The organism is Neorhizobium vignae, assembly GCF_000732195.1.
In the GTDB taxonomy this organism is placed as follows: Bacteria; Pseudomonadota; Alphaproteobacteria; order Rhizobiales; family Rhizobiaceae; genus Neorhizobium; species Neorhizobium vignae.
In genome coordinates this window covers 1-16,407 of record NZ_JNNU01000041.1, presented here as the reverse complement: position 1 = coordinate 16,407, position 16,407 = coordinate 1, and the positions used below count along the sequence as shown (strand labels likewise).

Below are 16,407 nucleotides of genomic sequence, written 5' to 3'. Positions count from 1 at the left end.
ACCACCTCTCGGGACATCATCAATGGCGGTAAGCCTTTCGCATTTCAGTTAAACCGAGAAGATTTCATCACCCATGAGTAGCGGCATATCCATAAGTAAAGACCTCATGATGGCCATGCTCTCTATGGATGCGTATGATCGCAGTTAGGCGCCGCACAGGAGAGAGGCCGGGTACGGAAATCGAAGCGGCGATGCGCCAGTCGGAACTGATTCGTCGATTCTGCGAACAGACGACGTGCGCCTTCCCTGCGAATGTCTACGCCGTGTTCTACATTCTGAACGGCGAGACAATTGTATCTTTTCGAGGGACGGACGACCCTCTTGGAGAGACATACCTGGATGGACTATTGGGGAAGGTAATTTCGCGAAGGCACAGGCCGGCGCGCCGCGGTTGAAAAAAGTTAGCTCATGAAGGCCCACGCCGGTCTGGCTTCAACCTTATGACGACGGCGGGGCAGATCAGAAATCGACACGGTCGCCTCCCTTGAGGGTGAGGATTGAGCGGGCATCTGCCGGGCTCGCAACCTCAAGTCCCAGCTCTTCGATCAAGGTTCTAACCTTGGAAACCTGCTGGGCATTGCTTGCGGCAAGCTCGCCTGGCCCGATCCACAGGGAGTCCTCGAGACCGACGCGGACATTGCCGCCCATGGCGATCGACATGGCCGCAATGTTCAGCTGGTTGCGCCCCGCACCGAGAACCGACCAATTGTAGCCATCGCCGAACAGCCGGTCGGCCGTCCGCTTCATCATCATCACATCCTCCGGGTGGTTGCCGATGCCGCCCAGCAGGCCAAAGACGCTCTGGATGAAGAAGGGCGGCTTCACGAGGCCGCGGTCGACGAAATGGGAAAGCGTGTAGAGATGACCGATGTCATAGCATTCGATCTCGAAGCGCGTTCCATTGTCGGCGCATGTCGTCAGGATCTTCTCGATGTCGGCAAAGGTATTCTTGAAAATCCGTTCCCTGGAGCCCTCAAGATAAGGTTGCTCCCAGTCGTGTCTGAACGATTTGAAGCGCTGAAGCATCGGAAACAGGCCGAAATTCATCGATCCCATATTGAGGGAGGCTACCTCTGGTTTGAATGTGGCGACCGGCTTCAAGCGCTCGTCAACGGTCATGGTCTGCGAGCCGCCGGTGGTGATGTTGATGACGACGTCGGACTTTTGCTTGATGACTTTGAGGAAGGGAGCGAACGCTTCGAGGCTCTGATCCGGTTGACCGTTTTCCGGGTTTCTGGCGTGAAGATGCACGATCGCCGCGCCTGCCCCCGCCGCGCCGATTGCGGCCTCGGAGATTTGTTCGGCAGTGATCGGAAGATGTGGTGACATCGACGGTGTATGGATCGATCCTGTGACGGCACAGGTGATGATGACTTTGCGAGCGGGCATGCGGGTCCTCCTCCCATTCGAATGCTGATGTCGTCAGATATTGCGCGCCCAGGGTGCCGGCTCGGTCAGCGGCGCAGCCCTGGTATTCCCATCGGCGACCGGCCCTTTGTCCAGCATGAGCAGTAGGCGGGTGCGCCAAGCGGCGAGATAATCGGCACGCCCTTCCGCCCCTACGCGCGGTGCGCCGTAGCAGATAAACGGTGCTTCCGCGGAAACCCCCATATAGTCGAGAGTCAGCCGCTGAACCGGCCATAGTACTCTCTCGATCTCGCCATAGGCGCCATCGTCCGTGAAGCGGGCGCGCGTGCCGCCAGTGGTTACGCACAGAAGGCTACGCTTGCCGCTGAACAGGCCAGTTTCGAAGCGCGCGCCATCGACATAGGCAAATCCATAGGCAAGGACCCGATCGATCCATCCCTTGAGGATGGCCGGCGGACCACCCCACCAGAGCGGGAAAAGGAAAACGATGGCATCGGCTTCTTCGACGCGGCGATGCTCTCGCACGATCTCGTCCGAAAACCCGGCAATTTGTGCCGCATGTAGCTGTTCGCTCTGGTAGTGAAAGCGTGCTGCATCCGCTGTTTCGAGAAAATCGCGCCTCCCGGCGACGGGATTGAAGCTTTCCGCATAGAGGTCTGAAACGATCACCTCTTGTCCGGCTGCTCCGATCGTCTCGACCGCTTCCTGACGGAGGGCGGCACAGAATGAGGTCGGTTCCGGATGGGCGAAGACGATCAAAACCTTCACCGTTCAGGCCGCCAGATTGAGCAGGCGGGCGGAATTGCCGCCGATCAGGGTACGGATGTCCTGATGCGAAAACTGCATGTCGAGGAGGGCGCGAACGATCTGCCTATAGCCTTCGAGCGGACGCGGGGCGCCGAGCAGACCGAGATCGGAGCACAGGCACGTCCTGTCGATGCCGGCGACCTCGATCAGGTGCTGCAGATAGTTTGGCTCGTACTGGTTGCCGGATCCTTCGATGAACATGCAGATCGAATGCTCCATGTAGGCGCCAAGGGAAACCAGACCTCTGATGTCCTCGTCCGAGCAGCCGACGATATAGGTAGGATGGTTGACGAGCATCTTCCTGACGCCACGCTTCCTGGCCTCCTCGAAAAGGATGAAGAGTTCGCTCGCCTCCAGATGGCCACTGGCGAGGATGATGTCGCCTTCCGCGATCAGGTCGAGAACCTTTTTCGCGTCGTCGGTCACTTCGCCGTTGGCATCCAGAGCGGAAAGCGGAGTCGGATCTAGCATCTTCTGCGCCGTCTTCGGGAAGCTTTTGGCTTCGGTCAGGCCCTTACGGATATGGTTGGCGGCGGCAAGCGTCGGCATCCACACAATCTTGCCACCGATTTTGATGGCGTGATCGACCGCATAGGGGTTGATGCCACCGCTGGCGTTGTTGAGGGCTATGCCGGAGAAGAGCTGGACGCCGGTATCGGGATAAATGGCTTCCAGGATCCGCGCATGCGGCGTGCCAAGGTAAAAGTGATCCTTGTAAAGCAGTGCGCGAAAGCCCGCATCTGCCGCCTCCTGCATGGCCTCACGATGATCGAGAACCCGAGGCATCGCCGCCGGCCCGCTGTGGCAGTGCAGATCGATCGCGCCTTTCAACAGGGCTTCGACCTCCGGATCACGCGCCGCCCTGCCGTTGGTTTCCTGTTCAGCCTTATCAAGTAGCATGTCTCTTCTCCTCACCAATTATCAATGCCAGGTATCAATAGGCGGGGCGCGTTGCGCCGCCGTCCGGGCCTTCGGCCTGGCTATCCGCAATGTCGCGAAAATCCGTCACGACTTTGGATGCCGCCTGCCGCATCAGGCCCTGGTCGGATGAAACGATGAACGACGTCACGCCGAGCGGGCGAAACGCCGTGGTTTCTTCGATAGACCCGACCATGACGCAGACCGGCTTGCCGGCAGCAATCGCCGCCTTGGCGATTTTTTCCGTCGCAGCGTGCACTTCGGGCGATGCCTGCGACTGGGCGCCCATCGCCACGGACAGATCGCCGCGGCCGACGAAGACGCCATCCAGCCCGTCGACGGCGACGATGTCGTCAATGACATCCAGAGCTTCGGGATCTTCGATCATGGCGATTACCGTAACCGAGCCGTCCTGTTCCTCCACATGTGGCCACATGCCAACCGCGCCGTAATTTCCTGCGCGGGGCGAGTTGGAAAAGCCCCGCGATCCGCCCTTGTAACGGCAGGCCGACACGATCGCCCTGGCCTTCTCAACGTCGGATACATGCGGCACGAGGACGCCGGTTGCGCCATCGTCGAGCACGGCAAGCAGTTTCGATGCGGTTGGTTCAGCGACGCGAACAATCCCGGCTGTCCCGACAGCACGCGCGGCAAGCAGGCCATTGTCGATGGTTACCCTGTCGAATGGCGCATGCTCCTCGTCGATGACGACGAAATCGAATCCAATGCCGCCAAGGATCTCGATAGAATGAGTCGTCGGTGTCTTGATGAAGGATCCGAGAAGCATGTCCCGGGCGAGAAACCTTTGGCGAAAGCGCGGTGGCAGACCGGTTGACACGGTTCCCAATTCTCCCTATTGTTTCGATGATCAGAACATCATTCTGATTTTGTGAATTTGTACACCTCTGGCCTGGGGGTGTGTCAAGAGCTGACCGCGGAATTTGATGAGGGAGACGGCTATGCCTCGAATGGAAGGCAAGGATGGCGACGGCGTTCAGGCCGTTCAGCTTGCTTTGAGCATTATAGAATATCTGGCGAAGGAGCAGCATGCGGTTGGGGTCACGACGCTTGCGCAGGCGCTCGGAACGACGAAGAGCCGTATTCACCGCTATCTTCAGACACTCGTTCAGCAGGGGTACATCGTCCAGCCGAGCGGATCGGATCGTTACGAAAGCGGTCCGCGGCTGGTCGCGCTCGGACGGGCGGTGAGCGACAATCTCGATCTTGTGCATGCGGCGGCCGATCCATTGCTGGAGCTTCGCGATGCGCTCGGTCATTCGGCCGTCGTCTCGCAGATGACGCCAGATGGAATGCGGGTTCTAGCCGCCGTTCCAGGTCGATCCCCGATCGAGATCGGTGTCCGCGCCGGCTCGGTGCTGACCTTTACCAGTTCTGCGCAGGGCAAGGCGGCCCTTGCTTTTGCCTCGGACGAATTCCGGGACAGGGTCCTTCGTGGAAAGTTCGAAATCTTCACGCCTCATACGATCATGAGTCCGTCTGCTTTGATTGCGGAACTGGAAAAGGTGCGGGCGCAAGGCTGGGCTACCGCGGCAAACCAGACCGCGATCGGATTGAATACACTGGCTGCTCCAATCTTTGACTCCTCCGGCGCAGTCTGTGGCGCAGTCGGAGTCGTGGACATGGTACAGTTCATTGCAGAGACCCCTTCGGAGGATCAGCGGCAGCGCACGATGGCGGCGGCTCGGAGGGTCTCGCGAGCGCTCGGTTGCCCTGACTTCGAGCGGCCCGGATCAGAAAATAACAAGCGGCCTTGACAATGCAGCAAATGCAAATATCGTTATGACCGAAACAGTGTTTCGATAGATAGGACACGCTTTGGGAGAAGTGGGTCGTGGAGGAGGGAGAATGAACGTTCGGTATTGGTTGTTGGCTTTGGCTACCTGCACGGCTTTGGCCGGCTCTGCGCAGGCGGAGGACACATTTAAGATTGGCTCGTCGGTGGGATTGACGGGATACGCGGCAGTGATCGACCGCGCTTGGCGCGACGGACTTGCCGTTGCCGCCGATGCTCTTAACGAAAAGGGCGGTATTCTCGGCAAGAAGATCGAGGTTATCACCGAGGATAACAAGTCGCAGCCGCAGGATGCGGTCGTCGGATATCGCAAAATGATCTCCAGCGATCAGGTCAGCCTCTTCGACAGCGGTTGCGTGTCGGCCGGCAACTTTGCCGCCGCTGCCTTCGTGATGCAGGCGAAGCTGCCCATGTATCTCTGCTCGATCCTGCCGCAGCGCGACAAAGAGCAGGAATGGGCCTTCAGCTTCCTGGCGCCGCCGAAGTTCGAGATCGAGGCCCGCTATCGCTACATCAAAGAGAAGACCGATATCCGTAAGGTCGGCATTCTCTACGACCCGACCCCCTATGCACTAATGATGAAGGGTCTCGGGGAGCAGCTCGCCAAGGATTTCGGCCTTGAGGTCGTGGCTCAGGAGACCTACAAGCCCGACGATGCCGACATGACCGTGCAGCTCGGTCGCATCAACGCGGCCGGCGGCGGGGCTGTGATCAAGATCGGGCAAGGCGGCTCGACCGTGACGGCTGCCAAGAACATCAAGCAGCTCGGTCTCGACAAGATGCTGCTTCTGTCAAGCAATGACGACGGTTCGATCTTCCAGCAGGCAGGCCAGGTCCTCGGCGATCGCTTCTTCTTTGTCGCGCCGCCAGTCCAGCTGCCGAAACAATTGAAGCCTGGTCCGGCCAAGGATGCCGTCGATGCCTTCCTGAAATACTGGAAACCAAAATATCCGGATCGCGACCCGGCCAACAGTGCCCGAGCCTGGGATTCGATGATGGTTCTGGCCAAGGCAGCTGAGATTGCCAAGTCTACCGACGGTACGGCGCTTCGCGACGCGACGCAGAAGGTTCCGTCCTATGTCGGCGCTTATGCGACGTTCAACTTCTCCGAAAAGCAGCATGTCGGAATTACCGAAAATCCGTTCCTCATCGGTAAGTTCGCTACCGGCGAGCTGGTAGTTGCGGAATGAGCGTGCCTGCTTCCGATAAAGGCAATGTCCCTCTGCTCGAGGCAAGGGACATTTCCGCCAGCTACGGCCAGGTGCAGGCGTTGAAACCGACCAGTCTGCACATTGCCGAAGGCGAGCTGGTGACGATTCTCGGGCCGAACGGCGCCGGCAAGACCACGTTGATGCGGGCGCTCACGCGCCTCACCGCGAGCAAGGGTAATCTCTTCTTCCGCGGAGAAGACATTACCGGCCTTTCGACCCACAGGCTGGCCCGCCGGGGCATCATCATGGTGCAGGAGGGGCGGGGGCTGTTTCCGCAGATGAGCGTTCGCGAGAACCTCGTGATCGGCGCCTTTCTTCATTCGGCCGAAACGGACGCGCAGATGACGTCGGTCTTCGAGCTGTTTCCCCGGCTGAAGGAGCGTCTCGACCAGCTTGCCGGATCGCTGTCCGGCGGCGAACAACAGATGCTGGCGATCGGTCGCGCCCTGATGGCCAAGCCGCAATTGCTGATGCTTGACGAGCCATCGCTCGGGTTGGCACCGCGGGTGGCGTTCGAAATTCTCGGCACGCTCCGCGAACTGAACCGCCGAGGCATCGGCATTCTCCTTGTCGAGCAGAAGGCGCCGCTGGCGCTGAAGCTGGCGCAGCGCGTCTATGTCATCGCGCTCGGCAAGATCGTTGCAGAACTCAAGACAGACGAGATCAAATCGCATCATGACCTCGCACGTTACTACCTCCATTGAGCCTACGGGCATTCGCTGGCAGTCGATCCTGCCGATCGTCGCCGTACTGGCGCTGGCCGCTGTCGGGTTCGTGTCGAGCGACTATATCGTCACGGTGCTGGGCTTCGCCTTCATCTACGCGATCTTCTGCACCGGCCTGAATTTCTTCATGGGCTACACCGGCCAGGCGTCATTCGGGCAAAGCGCATTTGCAGCGATCGGCGGTTACGGCAGCGCGATCCTGTGCACCGATTACGGCTGGGAGCCATTGCTGGCACTGTTTGCCACGATGGTCCTGTCCGGCGTCGCGGCGGTGCTGGTCGGTTACCCGACGCTCCGGCTGCGCGGCCATTACCTTGCCATGGCGACTTTCGCGCTTGGCCTGATCGTATACGAAATTACCATCGAGTGGACCGCCCTGACACAAGGTTACATGGGGTATTCCGGCGTGCCACCCCTGGGGGTCGCGGGTTTTACGCTCGACACGCTGAAGCAGCAATTGGTGGTTCTGGTCGTCATTTCGTTGATTGGCGTCGGCATCGCGGCCCGGCTCCGGCAATCGCGGTTCGGCAGGGCGCTGGCTTCGATCGCTGGCAGCGAATCCGCCGCCCGGGCGCTTGGGGTCGATATCGCCCGCTACAAGCTGATCGCCTTCGTCATCGCGGCGCTCTATGCCTCGGCGGCCGGTTCGCTGTTTGCTCACTTCGTCGGCTTCATCAGCCCGGAAGTCTATGGTACGACCATGGTCATCCAAAGCTTCGCAATGCTTTATCTTGGCGGCATAGGAACGATGTGGGGGCCGATGATCGGCGCTATCATCGTGTCGATCCTGCCGGAGACGATGCGCGGGCTGAAAGAAATGCAGGATATCGCCTACACGGCGGTACTCATCTTGATCCTCATCTTTGCGCCCCGCGGCTTGGCCGGTCTATCGGTCCTGTTCAGGCGGACTCGAGTCCGCGTGCTGGAGAAAGCATAATCATGGCACTCCTTTCCGTTCGCGAGGAGACGATGCGCTTCGGCGGTCTCTTCGCCAATCAATCCATCTCCTTCGACGTCGAAGAAGGTGAACTGCTGGCGGTGATCGGCCCAAACGGCGCCGGCAAGACGACGCTGTTTAACGTTATCTCCGGCTTCTTCCCGCCGACATCCGGCTCGATCCATTTCGACGGCGAAGAGATTACCGGCAAATCGTCCCACCACGTGGCGTCAGCAGGTCTGGTGCGAACCTATCAGCTCGTCCAGCTGTTCAAGCAGCTGACGGTGGCGGAAAATGTCGAGATTGGCAGCCACCGGGTGACGCGCGGCGGCGTTTTTTCGGCTCTCTTCAGGCCCGAATGGATGCGCCAGCAGGAAAAATCCGTAACAGAAGGTGCACGCGACCTCCTGCGCTTCGTCGGGTTGGAACATCAGGCCGACATGATGGCCGACACGCTGCCCTATGGGCGCCAGAGGCTGCTCGAAGTGGCGCGGGCGCTGGCTGCCAAACCCCGGCTGCTTCTGCTCGACGAACCGGCCGCCGGCCTCAACACTCAGGAAACCGAGGCGCTGGCCGAGGTCATCACCCGTATCCACCAAGCCGGCACGACTATCATCCTCATCGAGCATGACATGAGCCTCATCATGAAAATCGCCCAGCGCATCGTCGTGCTGGATTTCGGAAAGAAGATTGCCGAAGGAACACCGGACGAGATCAAGGCTCATCCGGATGTCATTGCGGCCTATCTCGGCGGAACGGAGACGGTCGATGCCTAGCCTTGTCGAATTCCTACAAAGCATCGTCAACGGTGTAGGCGTCGGCCTGATCTACGGCCTCGTTGGCATCGGTTTCTGCGTTATCTACAATGCCAGCGGCATCGTCAATTTTGCGCAGGGCGTTTTTGTCATGCTGGGTGGCATGGTGTGCGAAACGCTGCTGTCGCAACTTGGCATTCCGTTGATCGTCGCAGTGGTGCTGACCATTCCGCTTGTGGCGATCTCCGGTATCGTCATGGAGCTCGCCATCGTGCGACCGATGATGCATCGGGGAGCGACGCTGTTTGCGATCATTCTTGCAACGCTTGCGGCGCAGATCATGATCGAGCGCATCACGCTGCTCACCTTCGGCGATCGGCCGCGGACCTATCACGAGTTCACCACCGGTGGGCCGCTGAAGATCGGCGATGTAGCGATTGGTTACCAGCTGTTCTGGATCCTCGGTTGCGGTGCCCTTCTGGTCCTTCTGCTTTGGCTGTTCTTTACCCGCACCAGGACGGGTAGGGCGTTGCGCGCCTGCTCGCAGAACCGGGAGGCGGCACAGCTGCTGGGCATTCCGGTGGCGCGGATGATGCTGATCGCCTTCGCTCTCAGTGCAGCGCTTGGCGCTATCGCCGGCATCCTCGTGACGCCAACGCAATACACCGCCTACAATGTCGGCACGCCTTTTGGTGTCAACGGCTTCATAGCGGCGATCATCGGCGGGTTCGGCCGTGCCGGCGGGGCGCTTGCGGGCGGGCTTCTGCTCGGTGTGCTTCAGGCGCTGGCCATCGTGGCGCTCGGCGCGGGCTTCAAGAATGTCGCGGCTCTGAGCTTCCTGCTCGTCGTGCTGCTGTTCTTCCCCAACGGACTTTTCGCGGGCTTCGGCAAGAGCGCGAAAGCGCATTGAAACTGATTGTCGGCACGCCCCCGTGCGGCCGAACGGAAAAAGGATTGATCCATGTATAACAGCAGCGATCCCCGCACCTCGCTGGCGACTGCGAAATCAGGGCCGGAGGCCTCGGAATTCGCCGCCGCGGAATATCTGAAATTCTACGAGACCGCGCCGCAGGAAGACGATGCCCGTGGCAGGACCTGGCTTGGTCGAGGGCAGAACTTCATCATTGCCCACACCGAGGCGAAGCCGGGCGCGAGTTTCTCGCGGACGGCGCAGATAGATGAATATGCCGTCCTGCTGCCGGATGCGGACTCGTCCGCGACGATTACATGGCGGGGGAGAACGGAAACGGTTGCCGGTTACTCCCTTTGCTTCGTGCCGCCGGGTGACAGCACCGTGACGATGCCGGACGGCGGGCGTGTGGTGCGCATGTTCTCTACCCGCTCGGAGGATCTGGCGCAGGCCTGCGTCAACGCGAGCGCCTACGCCACGCCCCATCCTAACATCCCGCCCTTCCAGCCCTGGCCGGAACCACGCGGCGGCTACAAGGTGCGAGCGTATTCGCTCGACGTGCCACCCGAGCCTGGCCGTTTCGGCCGTATCTGGCGCTGCACGACGTTCATGGTCAACGTTCTGCCGACGGAGACGGGGCCACGAGACATCAACAAGCTGTCGCCCCACTACCATGACGATTTCGAGCAGTGCTCGCTGGCGCTGGAAGGTTCCTACACGCATCATATCCGCTGGCCCTGGACGCCGAGCCTCGATGCCTGGCGGGCTGACGATCATGAGCTTTGCGGCTCGCCTTCCGTCACCGTCATTCCACCGCCGGCGATCCATACCTCGCGCGGCATGGATGCGGGCGTGAATCAGCTGGTCGACATCTTCTCGCCCCCACGTTTCGATTTTTCGGAAAAGCAGGGCTGGGTCCTGAATGCCGACGAGTATCCCATGCCCGCCAACAAGGGTGCGCAATGATGAGCGCCATGCTGGAAGACAAGGTTGTCATTGTCACAGGCGGCTCCAGAGGCATTGGTGCGGCAATTACGCGCCGTTTCGTGTCGCTCGGCAGCCGGGTCGTCATCGCGTACCGGTCCGACCGCGCAGCCACTGACAGGCTTTGCGCCGAACTTACTGACATGGGTGGCAACTGCATCGCGGTGCAGGCTGATGTCGCGAAGCCCAAGGACATCGAAGCGCTGGTCGCAGCTACTGTGGAGAATTTTGGTTCGATTGACGTCCTTCTCAATTGTGCCGCCATCGGGCCCTATCGTCCGCTCGGCGACATGGACGCTTCCTTCATCAAGGATATTCTGGAAACCAACGTCATGGGAGTGGTGTTACTGACCCAGGCGGTCTTGCCGCATCTTGCCTCGCCCGGCGGCCGCATCATCAACTTCGCATCGGCACTGGCCTATAGACCAATCCCGACGAGTTCCGTCTATTCCGCGTCCAAAGCCGCGGTGGTCACACTGACGCATGCCTTCGCCAAGGAACTCGGGCCGAAGGGGATTACTGTGAACGCCGTGGCGCCTGGCGTCATCGAAACGGATATGACGACCAAGATCATCGCCGAACGAGGCGAGCAGATCCTGGCGATGACGCCGCTCGCGCGCATCGGCCAGCCGGACGACATTGCGAGCATTGTTACATTCCTGGCGTCGCCAGAAGCCGGCTGGATAACCGGACGGACCATCTTGGCCGATGGCGGCGTCACATGACTGGAAAGCGTGACGGGGCAGAAATGGTTCCGCACGCGGGATGGATATGGCGACAAGCGTCGTTTCCATGGGTGAAATCCATGACCATACCCACCGCAACGTGCTGCTCCTGGCCCGGCTGGCGCTTGATGCCGAGGGAGACAGACGACGGATGCCGAGGCGGCCACGGCGCACGCTCGATGACATAGAGGTTTGCAACAAAGGCGACGTGTTCATCGTCATCAAAGGACAGCAGTGCGACCTTCAGGCCGCTCTCGCGGACATTTGGACAACGGCGCCGGCCCAGGGGTTCAGCGGCGTGCTCATTCCCGGGGAGAGGGGGAAGGCATGCCGATTGCCGACGAGATCTGGAGAAGCTTCACATTCTTGCAGGCGCCCAGTGGCCGCCCGCGCATTCGGGAGGAGTATGACGTGTCATTGTTTGGGACCCTGCGCACGCCGCGCAACCTTGTTTTCGGGGCCGGGCAGCGCCATGCGCTGGCAGGTTATGCAGCAGCCCTTGGCCGCCGTGCGCTTGTTATCACCGATGCACGCCTGGCCGCCGATCCGGAATTCACCCGTCTCGTTGGCTCGTTGAGTCGGGCCGGCCTCGAGGCGATGGTGTTCGACGGCACAATCGCCGAACTTCCGATGGAATGTATCGACGAGGCCGTCGAGGCGGGAAGGGCACACGGAGCGGATCTCGTCATCGGCATCGGCGGCGGCAGCTGCCTGGATGCGGCAAAAATAGCCGCCCTGCTTCTCGCCCATGGCGGCAAGGTCTCGGATTATTACGGAGAGTTCAAGGTGCCGGGCCCGGTCCTGCCGCTCATCCTGATGCCGACGACCTCCGGCACCGGTTCGGAAGTCACTCCGGTTGCAGTGGTCACCGATCCCGACCGGGCGATGAAGGTCGGCATCGCCAGTCCACATCTGATCAGCCATACGGCGATCTGCGATCCGGAGCTTACCCGGACTTGCCCGCCGGCGCTGACCGCGATGTCCGGCGCTGACGCGCTGACTCACGCGATCGAGGCCTTCACAACGCTCCGGCGCCAGCCGACCGGCACGATCGTCCACGAACATGTCTTCCTCGGCAAGAATGCGCTCAGCGACCATTACGCCCTGCTGGCAATCGCGCATATCGCGTCCAGCCTGAAGCGCGCCTATGACGATGGCAACGACCTTGAGGCCCGCGAGCGGCTGATGTTTGGCGCCATGGCCGCCGGCCTTGCGTTCGGAACAGCCGGGACCGCTGCCGCCCACGCGGTGCAATATCCAATTGGTGCAATGACCCACACGCCGCACGGCGCCGGCGTCGCGGTGATGATGCCCTATGTGATGGAATTCAACCGCCACCATTGCACAACCGAACTTGCCGAGATCGGCAAGGCGATGGGCCTCGATCTGACGGACATGACGGCCTTCGAGCAGGCCAGTGCGACGATCGATGCGGTCGATGACCTGTTTGCCTCGATCGGCATTCCAAGGACCATCGCCGATCTCGGCATCACCAACACGCAGCTGGCGCTGGTCGCCGAACAGGCGATGGGCATCGCGCGCCTCATCAAGAACAATCCGCGCCCGATCGACATCGGCAACATGGCGATCCTGGTCGAGTCGGCGTTTTCTGGCGATCGCGATCGACTTCGCGCCGAGGCAAGCGGGCGTACCATCGAACAAAGGGCAAGCTGAGATGACAATCGATCCGAAGATCACCGCGAAATTCAGTTTCAACGTCGCATCGGTGCCGACCGGCCTGTTCATCGGCGGCAAATGGGTTCCCGGTTCGACCGGAAAGCGCCTGGACGTCATCGATCCCTCAACCGGAGCCGTGATTGCGGCGGTTGCCGATGCGAGCGTCGAGGACGCCTTTCAGGCAGTTAAGGCCGCCCACGAGGCAGGTCCCGCCTGGGCCTCGACGGCGCCGCGCAAGCGATCTGAAATCCTCAGGCGCTGTTTCGAGCTGATGATCGAGCGCAAGGACATGCTGGCCGAACTGATCAGCCTGGAAAACGGAAAGGCGCTTTCCGACGCGCACGGCGAGGTCGCCTATGCGGCGGAATTCTTTCGCTGGTTTTCGGAAGAGGCCGTGCGACTGAACGGCGAGGTTTCCACGGCGCCTTCCGGCGCCAACAAGATCCTCGTGCAGCACCAGCCGATCGGCGTCGCAGTGCTCGTCACGCCCTGGAATTTCCCGGCGGCAATGGCGACCCGCAAGATCGGCCCGGCGCTTGCAGCCGGCTGCACCTGCGTACTGAAACCGGCCAGCGAAACGCCGCTGACCGCTTATGCGCTTGCCGCGCTCTATGCCGAAGCCGGCGTTCCCGACGGCGTTGTCAACGTCATCACCACCAGCCGGTCCGGCGCCACGGTCAGCGCCATGTTGCACGATCCGCGCGTCCGCAAGCTTTCCTTCACCGGTTCGACCGACGTCGGGCGCAAACTGCTGCACGAGGCGGCAGACACGATCATCTCCTGTTCCATGGAATTGGGCGGCAACGCACCGTTCATCGTTTTCGACGACGCCGACCTGGATGCGGCGATCGAAGGCGCCATGGTCGCCAAGATGCGCAACGGTGGGGAAGCCTGCACGGCGGCCAATCGCTTTTACGTGCAGAAAGGTATTGCCGAGGCGTTTTCCGCCAAGCTTGCCGAGCGCATGAGCGCGCTCCGGGTCGGACCGGGATATGACGGGGCGACACAATGCGGTCCGTTGATCAACCAGAGTGCCGTCGATCGGATCTCCGCGCTCGTCACCGACGCGACACGCCGCGGTGCCAGGGTGCTGGCCGGCGGCCAACCGATGAAGCAGGATGGCTTTTTCTTTCCGCCGACGGTGATCAGCGGCGTCGCGCGGGATGCCGAGATCAACCGCGAGGAGATTTTTGGGCCGGTGGCGGCGATCACCGTTTTTGAAACGGAGGACGAAGCCGTCTCTGCGGCGAACGACACTGAATACGGTCTGATCGCCTATCTCTTCACCGCTGACCTTGGCCGTGGGTTGCGGGTCTCCGAGCGGCTGGAGGCCGGCATGATTGGGCTGAATCGCGGCCTCGCCTCTGATCCGGCCGCCCCTTTCGGCGGCGTCAAGCAAAGCGGTCTCGGCCGCGAAGGCGCGCATCACGGCATCATGGAATTCTGTGAGACGAAATACATTGCGGTCACCTGGTAAAGGCGGAGCTTACCATGCTACGACTCCGACTTCGCCAGTACATGCCGATGCCTCCGGTGCCTGCGGGATCGGGCGATGCGACGCCGGATCCCGTCTTCGAAGCAGTGGCGGGGAGGGCGAAGACGGCATTTTGGCGCCCCGGCCGGGGCCTTGTTGTTATTGCCGACGGCAGCGAGCATGAGTTCGACTGCACCGATGCGGCGGCGGAGGCGAGAATGCTGGCGCGGCTTAAGGATGATGGAATAGCGATCCTGGACGAAGCAGGCCCCCGGATGGTCGTCTTCACCATCGCCGCGGCCGGACTTCTGGCTCTCCTATTGCTGGTTCTCGCGAGATGAGCGTCCGCTTGCCAAAACGGGCGGCTGTGGGAACTGGTCTCCAACCTGCTTGCTATCCATGGTCCAAAAACGAAGCCGGGCAGCAGGACATCCTACAAGATATTCCGGCTGTTTCAGGCCCGATGGGCAGACAATGACGTCTATGGACATACGAACAATGCCGTCATTATAACCTGTACGATACCGGCATAAACCGTCATCTGATCGAGCACAGTGGCCTGGACATAAGGCGCGGGTCCGAAGCGTTCTTCGTCGTCGACTCGGGCTGGCGATGCCATTCCGAAATAGCGTTTCCCTATTTTGTTGCCGGGCAGGTCCTCGCTCCAATACGAAACCGGTTTGTTTCGCAACGAGGAGGACGTGGCCGCGGCGGAGAGCTATTTCGTGCATGTGGACGTCAGCCAGTCCGATCGCAAGCCGGTCCCATTCAAGCGACTTTTGGAAAGCCTTGTCTGATCAATGCCAAAACCTGCCGCGCGGAGCGGGAAATGGCTTAAGTTCCACCTAGCGAAACCCGAATTCATTTTTGCGAAAAATATTTGCGGCAATACTTATCTGGCTCCGACCCCGACCGTGGGTTTGCTTTAATATCAAGACTAACTGCGCCTCTACCGAGGAATCGACAAAGGCCAACTGCACGCGAGTAGCATATGAGAAACCTGAAGATTTCCCACCAACTGCTGGGCATGGTCGCATTGCTGGCACTGGCTTTCGTCTCAGTCACGTTTTATGAGTTGCGCAGTTCAATCGGCGCCATTTACGCCGAGCGCTACGATATGCTGCGCACCCAAGTCGAATCAGGCATTTCGATCCTGCAGGCTTATGACAATCGCGAAAAATCGGGCGAGTTGTCCCATGAAGAGGCCCAGAAACAGGCCTTCGCAACGCTGGCTAGTATAAAGTACGAGCCGTCCGGCTACCTGTTCGGCATGGATTACGATACAGTGACAAAGTTCCATCCCAATCCGAAATTCATCGGCGTGAACCAGAAGGCTCAGCCTGGGAATACCACCAGCGAACAGCTTGTGGCGAAGGGTCGAGCCGCCGGCGGCATTACTGTCTTCAACTGGCCCAAACCCGGCATGCCTGCCGATCAACAGTTCGAAAAGGCGACCTATTCCAAGGTCTTCGAACCGTGGCAGATCGTTGTTGCCACCGGCGTCTATACCGACGATCTCGATGCGAAGGTCCAGAAGACCATCATGGAGGTCGTCAGTTTCGGCCTGATCGCCTTCCTGCTCGCCCTCGGTGTCGCCTTCATCGTCATCCGCAATATCACCAAGCCGCTGGCCTCCGTTCATTCGGCGCTGGAAGCGGTCGCCAACGAGAATGTCAAGCTCGCCATCCCGCATACGGACATGTCGAACGAGGTCGGCATGATGGCGAAAGCCACCCAGGCGCTGCAGGAAAAGATCCGCGAACGCCATGCGATGACCGAACGCGAGGAAAAGCAGAAGACCGAGCTTGACCGCGAGCGCCAGCAGAATCTCGACCTGCAGCAGCAGGAAGCCGCAAGCCAGGCCCGCGTTGTTTCCACCATCGGCGAAGCACTGGAATCACTCGCGCATGGCGACCTGACGATCCGCTGCGCCGATCTTGGCCCCCGTTACGAAACCTTGCGCCACAACTTCAATGATGCGCTCGTGCATCTCGAAGCCGCGATGAGCAAGGTCAATGCCAAGGGCATCGATATCGGGGGTTCCAAGGAAGAAATCCGCCGCGCCTCCAACGAACTGTCCCAGCGCACCGAACGCCAGGCCGC

16 protein-coding genes are annotated in these 16,407 nt (G+C 60.5%); 12 read left to right on the top strand and 4 right to left on the bottom strand.

The window, feature by feature from the left end:
• Positions 1–459: 459 nt before the first annotated feature.
• From kce to GQ59_RS29935, 4 genes are read right to left on the bottom strand one after another with little or no spacing between them, the layout of a single operon-like run.
• The gene (kce, locus tag GQ59_RS29950; protein WP_037088476.1) at positions 460–1,389 is read right to left on the bottom strand and encodes a 3,5-dioxohexanoate:acetyl-CoA acetone transferase; all 930 of its coding nucleotides are present in this window, start codon (positions 1,387–1,389) and stop codon (positions 460–462) included.
• Positions 1,390–1,422: 33 nt separating this feature from the next.
• Positions 1,423–2,136, bottom strand: coding sequence for an NAD(P)H-dependent oxidoreductase (locus tag GQ59_RS29945; RefSeq protein ID WP_051904289.1), 714 nt, complete (start codon positions 2,134–2,136; stop codon positions 1,423–1,425).
• Positions 2,137–2,139: 3 nt separating this feature from the next.
• On the bottom strand, positions 2,140–3,075 hold the full coding sequence (locus tag GQ59_RS29940; protein WP_037088475.1) for a DUF6282 family protein: 936 nt from the start codon (positions 3,073–3,075) through the stop codon (positions 2,140–2,142).
• Positions 3,076–3,109: 34 nt separating this feature from the next.
• Positions 3,110–3,880: an HpcH/HpaI aldolase family protein gene (locus tag GQ59_RS29935; protein ID WP_051904291.1), complete on the bottom strand. Its 771-nt coding sequence runs from the start codon at positions 3,878–3,880 to the stop codon at positions 3,110–3,112.
• Positions 3,881–4,061: 181 nt separating this feature from the next.
• Here GQ59_RS29935 and GQ59_RS29930 point away from each other — a divergent pair, with 181 nt between their 5' ends.
• From GQ59_RS29930 to GQ59_RS29870, 12 genes are all read left to right on the top strand, one after another.
• Positions 4,062–4,868, top strand: coding sequence for an IclR family transcriptional regulator (locus GQ59_RS29930; protein WP_051904288.1), 807 nt, complete (start codon positions 4,062–4,064; stop codon positions 4,866–4,868).
• Between the two features lie 91 nt (positions 4,869–4,959).
• Positions 4,960–6,096, top strand: coding sequence for an ABC transporter substrate-binding protein (locus GQ59_RS29925; RefSeq protein ID WP_084683356.1), 1,137 nt, complete (start codon positions 4,960–4,962; stop codon positions 6,094–6,096).
• A gap of 2 nt (positions 6,097–6,098) precedes the next feature.
• Positions 6,099–6,821, top strand: a complete 723-nt coding sequence (locus GQ59_RS29920; protein WP_244448099.1) for an ABC transporter ATP-binding protein — start codon at positions 6,099–6,101, stop codon at positions 6,819–6,821.
• Complete coding sequence (locus GQ59_RS29915) at positions 6,793–7,779, top strand: branched-chain amino acid ABC transporter permease (RefSeq protein WP_051904286.1); 987 nt, start codon at positions 6,793–6,795, stop codon at positions 7,777–7,779. Before GQ59_RS29920 ends, GQ59_RS29915 begins: the two co-directional genes overlap by 29 nt.
• Positions 7,780–7,781: 2 nt before the next feature.
• A complete protein-coding gene (locus tag GQ59_RS29910; protein ID WP_037088471.1) occupies positions 7,782–8,555 on the top strand; it encodes an ABC transporter ATP-binding protein in 774 nt (257 codons plus the stop codon).
• The gene (locus GQ59_RS29905) at positions 8,548–9,444 is read left to right on the top strand and encodes a branched-chain amino acid ABC transporter permease (protein ID WP_037088469.1); all 897 of its coding nucleotides are present in this window, start codon (positions 8,548–8,550) and stop codon (positions 9,442–9,444) included. Before GQ59_RS29910 ends, GQ59_RS29905 begins: the two co-directional genes overlap by 8 nt.
• A gap of 51 nt (positions 9,445–9,495) precedes the next feature.
• A complete protein-coding gene (locus GQ59_RS29900; protein WP_037088467.1) occupies positions 9,496–10,410 on the top strand; it encodes a cupin domain-containing protein in 915 nt (304 codons plus the stop codon).
• Complete coding sequence (locus GQ59_RS29895; RefSeq protein ID WP_037088482.1) at positions 10,410–11,153, top strand: SDR family NAD(P)-dependent oxidoreductase; 744 nt, start codon at positions 10,410–10,412, stop codon at positions 11,151–11,153. Before GQ59_RS29900 ends, GQ59_RS29895 begins: the two co-directional genes overlap by 1 nt.
• Positions 11,154–11,564: 411 nt before the next feature.
• Positions 11,565–12,827: an iron-containing alcohol dehydrogenase gene (locus GQ59_RS29890; protein WP_037088480.1), complete on the top strand. Its 1,263-nt coding sequence runs from the start codon at positions 11,565–11,567 to the stop codon at positions 12,825–12,827.
• Between the two features lies 1 nt (position 12,828).
• Positions 12,829–14,307, top strand: a complete 1,479-nt coding sequence (locus tag GQ59_RS29885) for an NAD-dependent succinate-semialdehyde dehydrogenase (protein WP_051904285.1) — start codon at positions 12,829–12,831, stop codon at positions 14,305–14,307.
• Positions 14,308–14,321: 14 nt separating this feature from the next.
• Positions 14,322–14,645 carry a hypothetical protein gene (locus GQ59_RS29880; RefSeq protein ID WP_037088465.1) on the top strand — a complete coding sequence of 108 codons (324 nt, stop codon included), beginning with the start codon at positions 14,322–14,324 and terminating at the stop codon, positions 14,643–14,645.
• Positions 14,646–15,295: 650 nt separating this feature from the next.
• Positions 15,296–16,407, top strand: a 1,112-nt coding sequence (locus GQ59_RS29870; RefSeq protein WP_037088463.1) for a cache domain-containing protein, incomplete at its 3' end; no start/stop codon positions are given.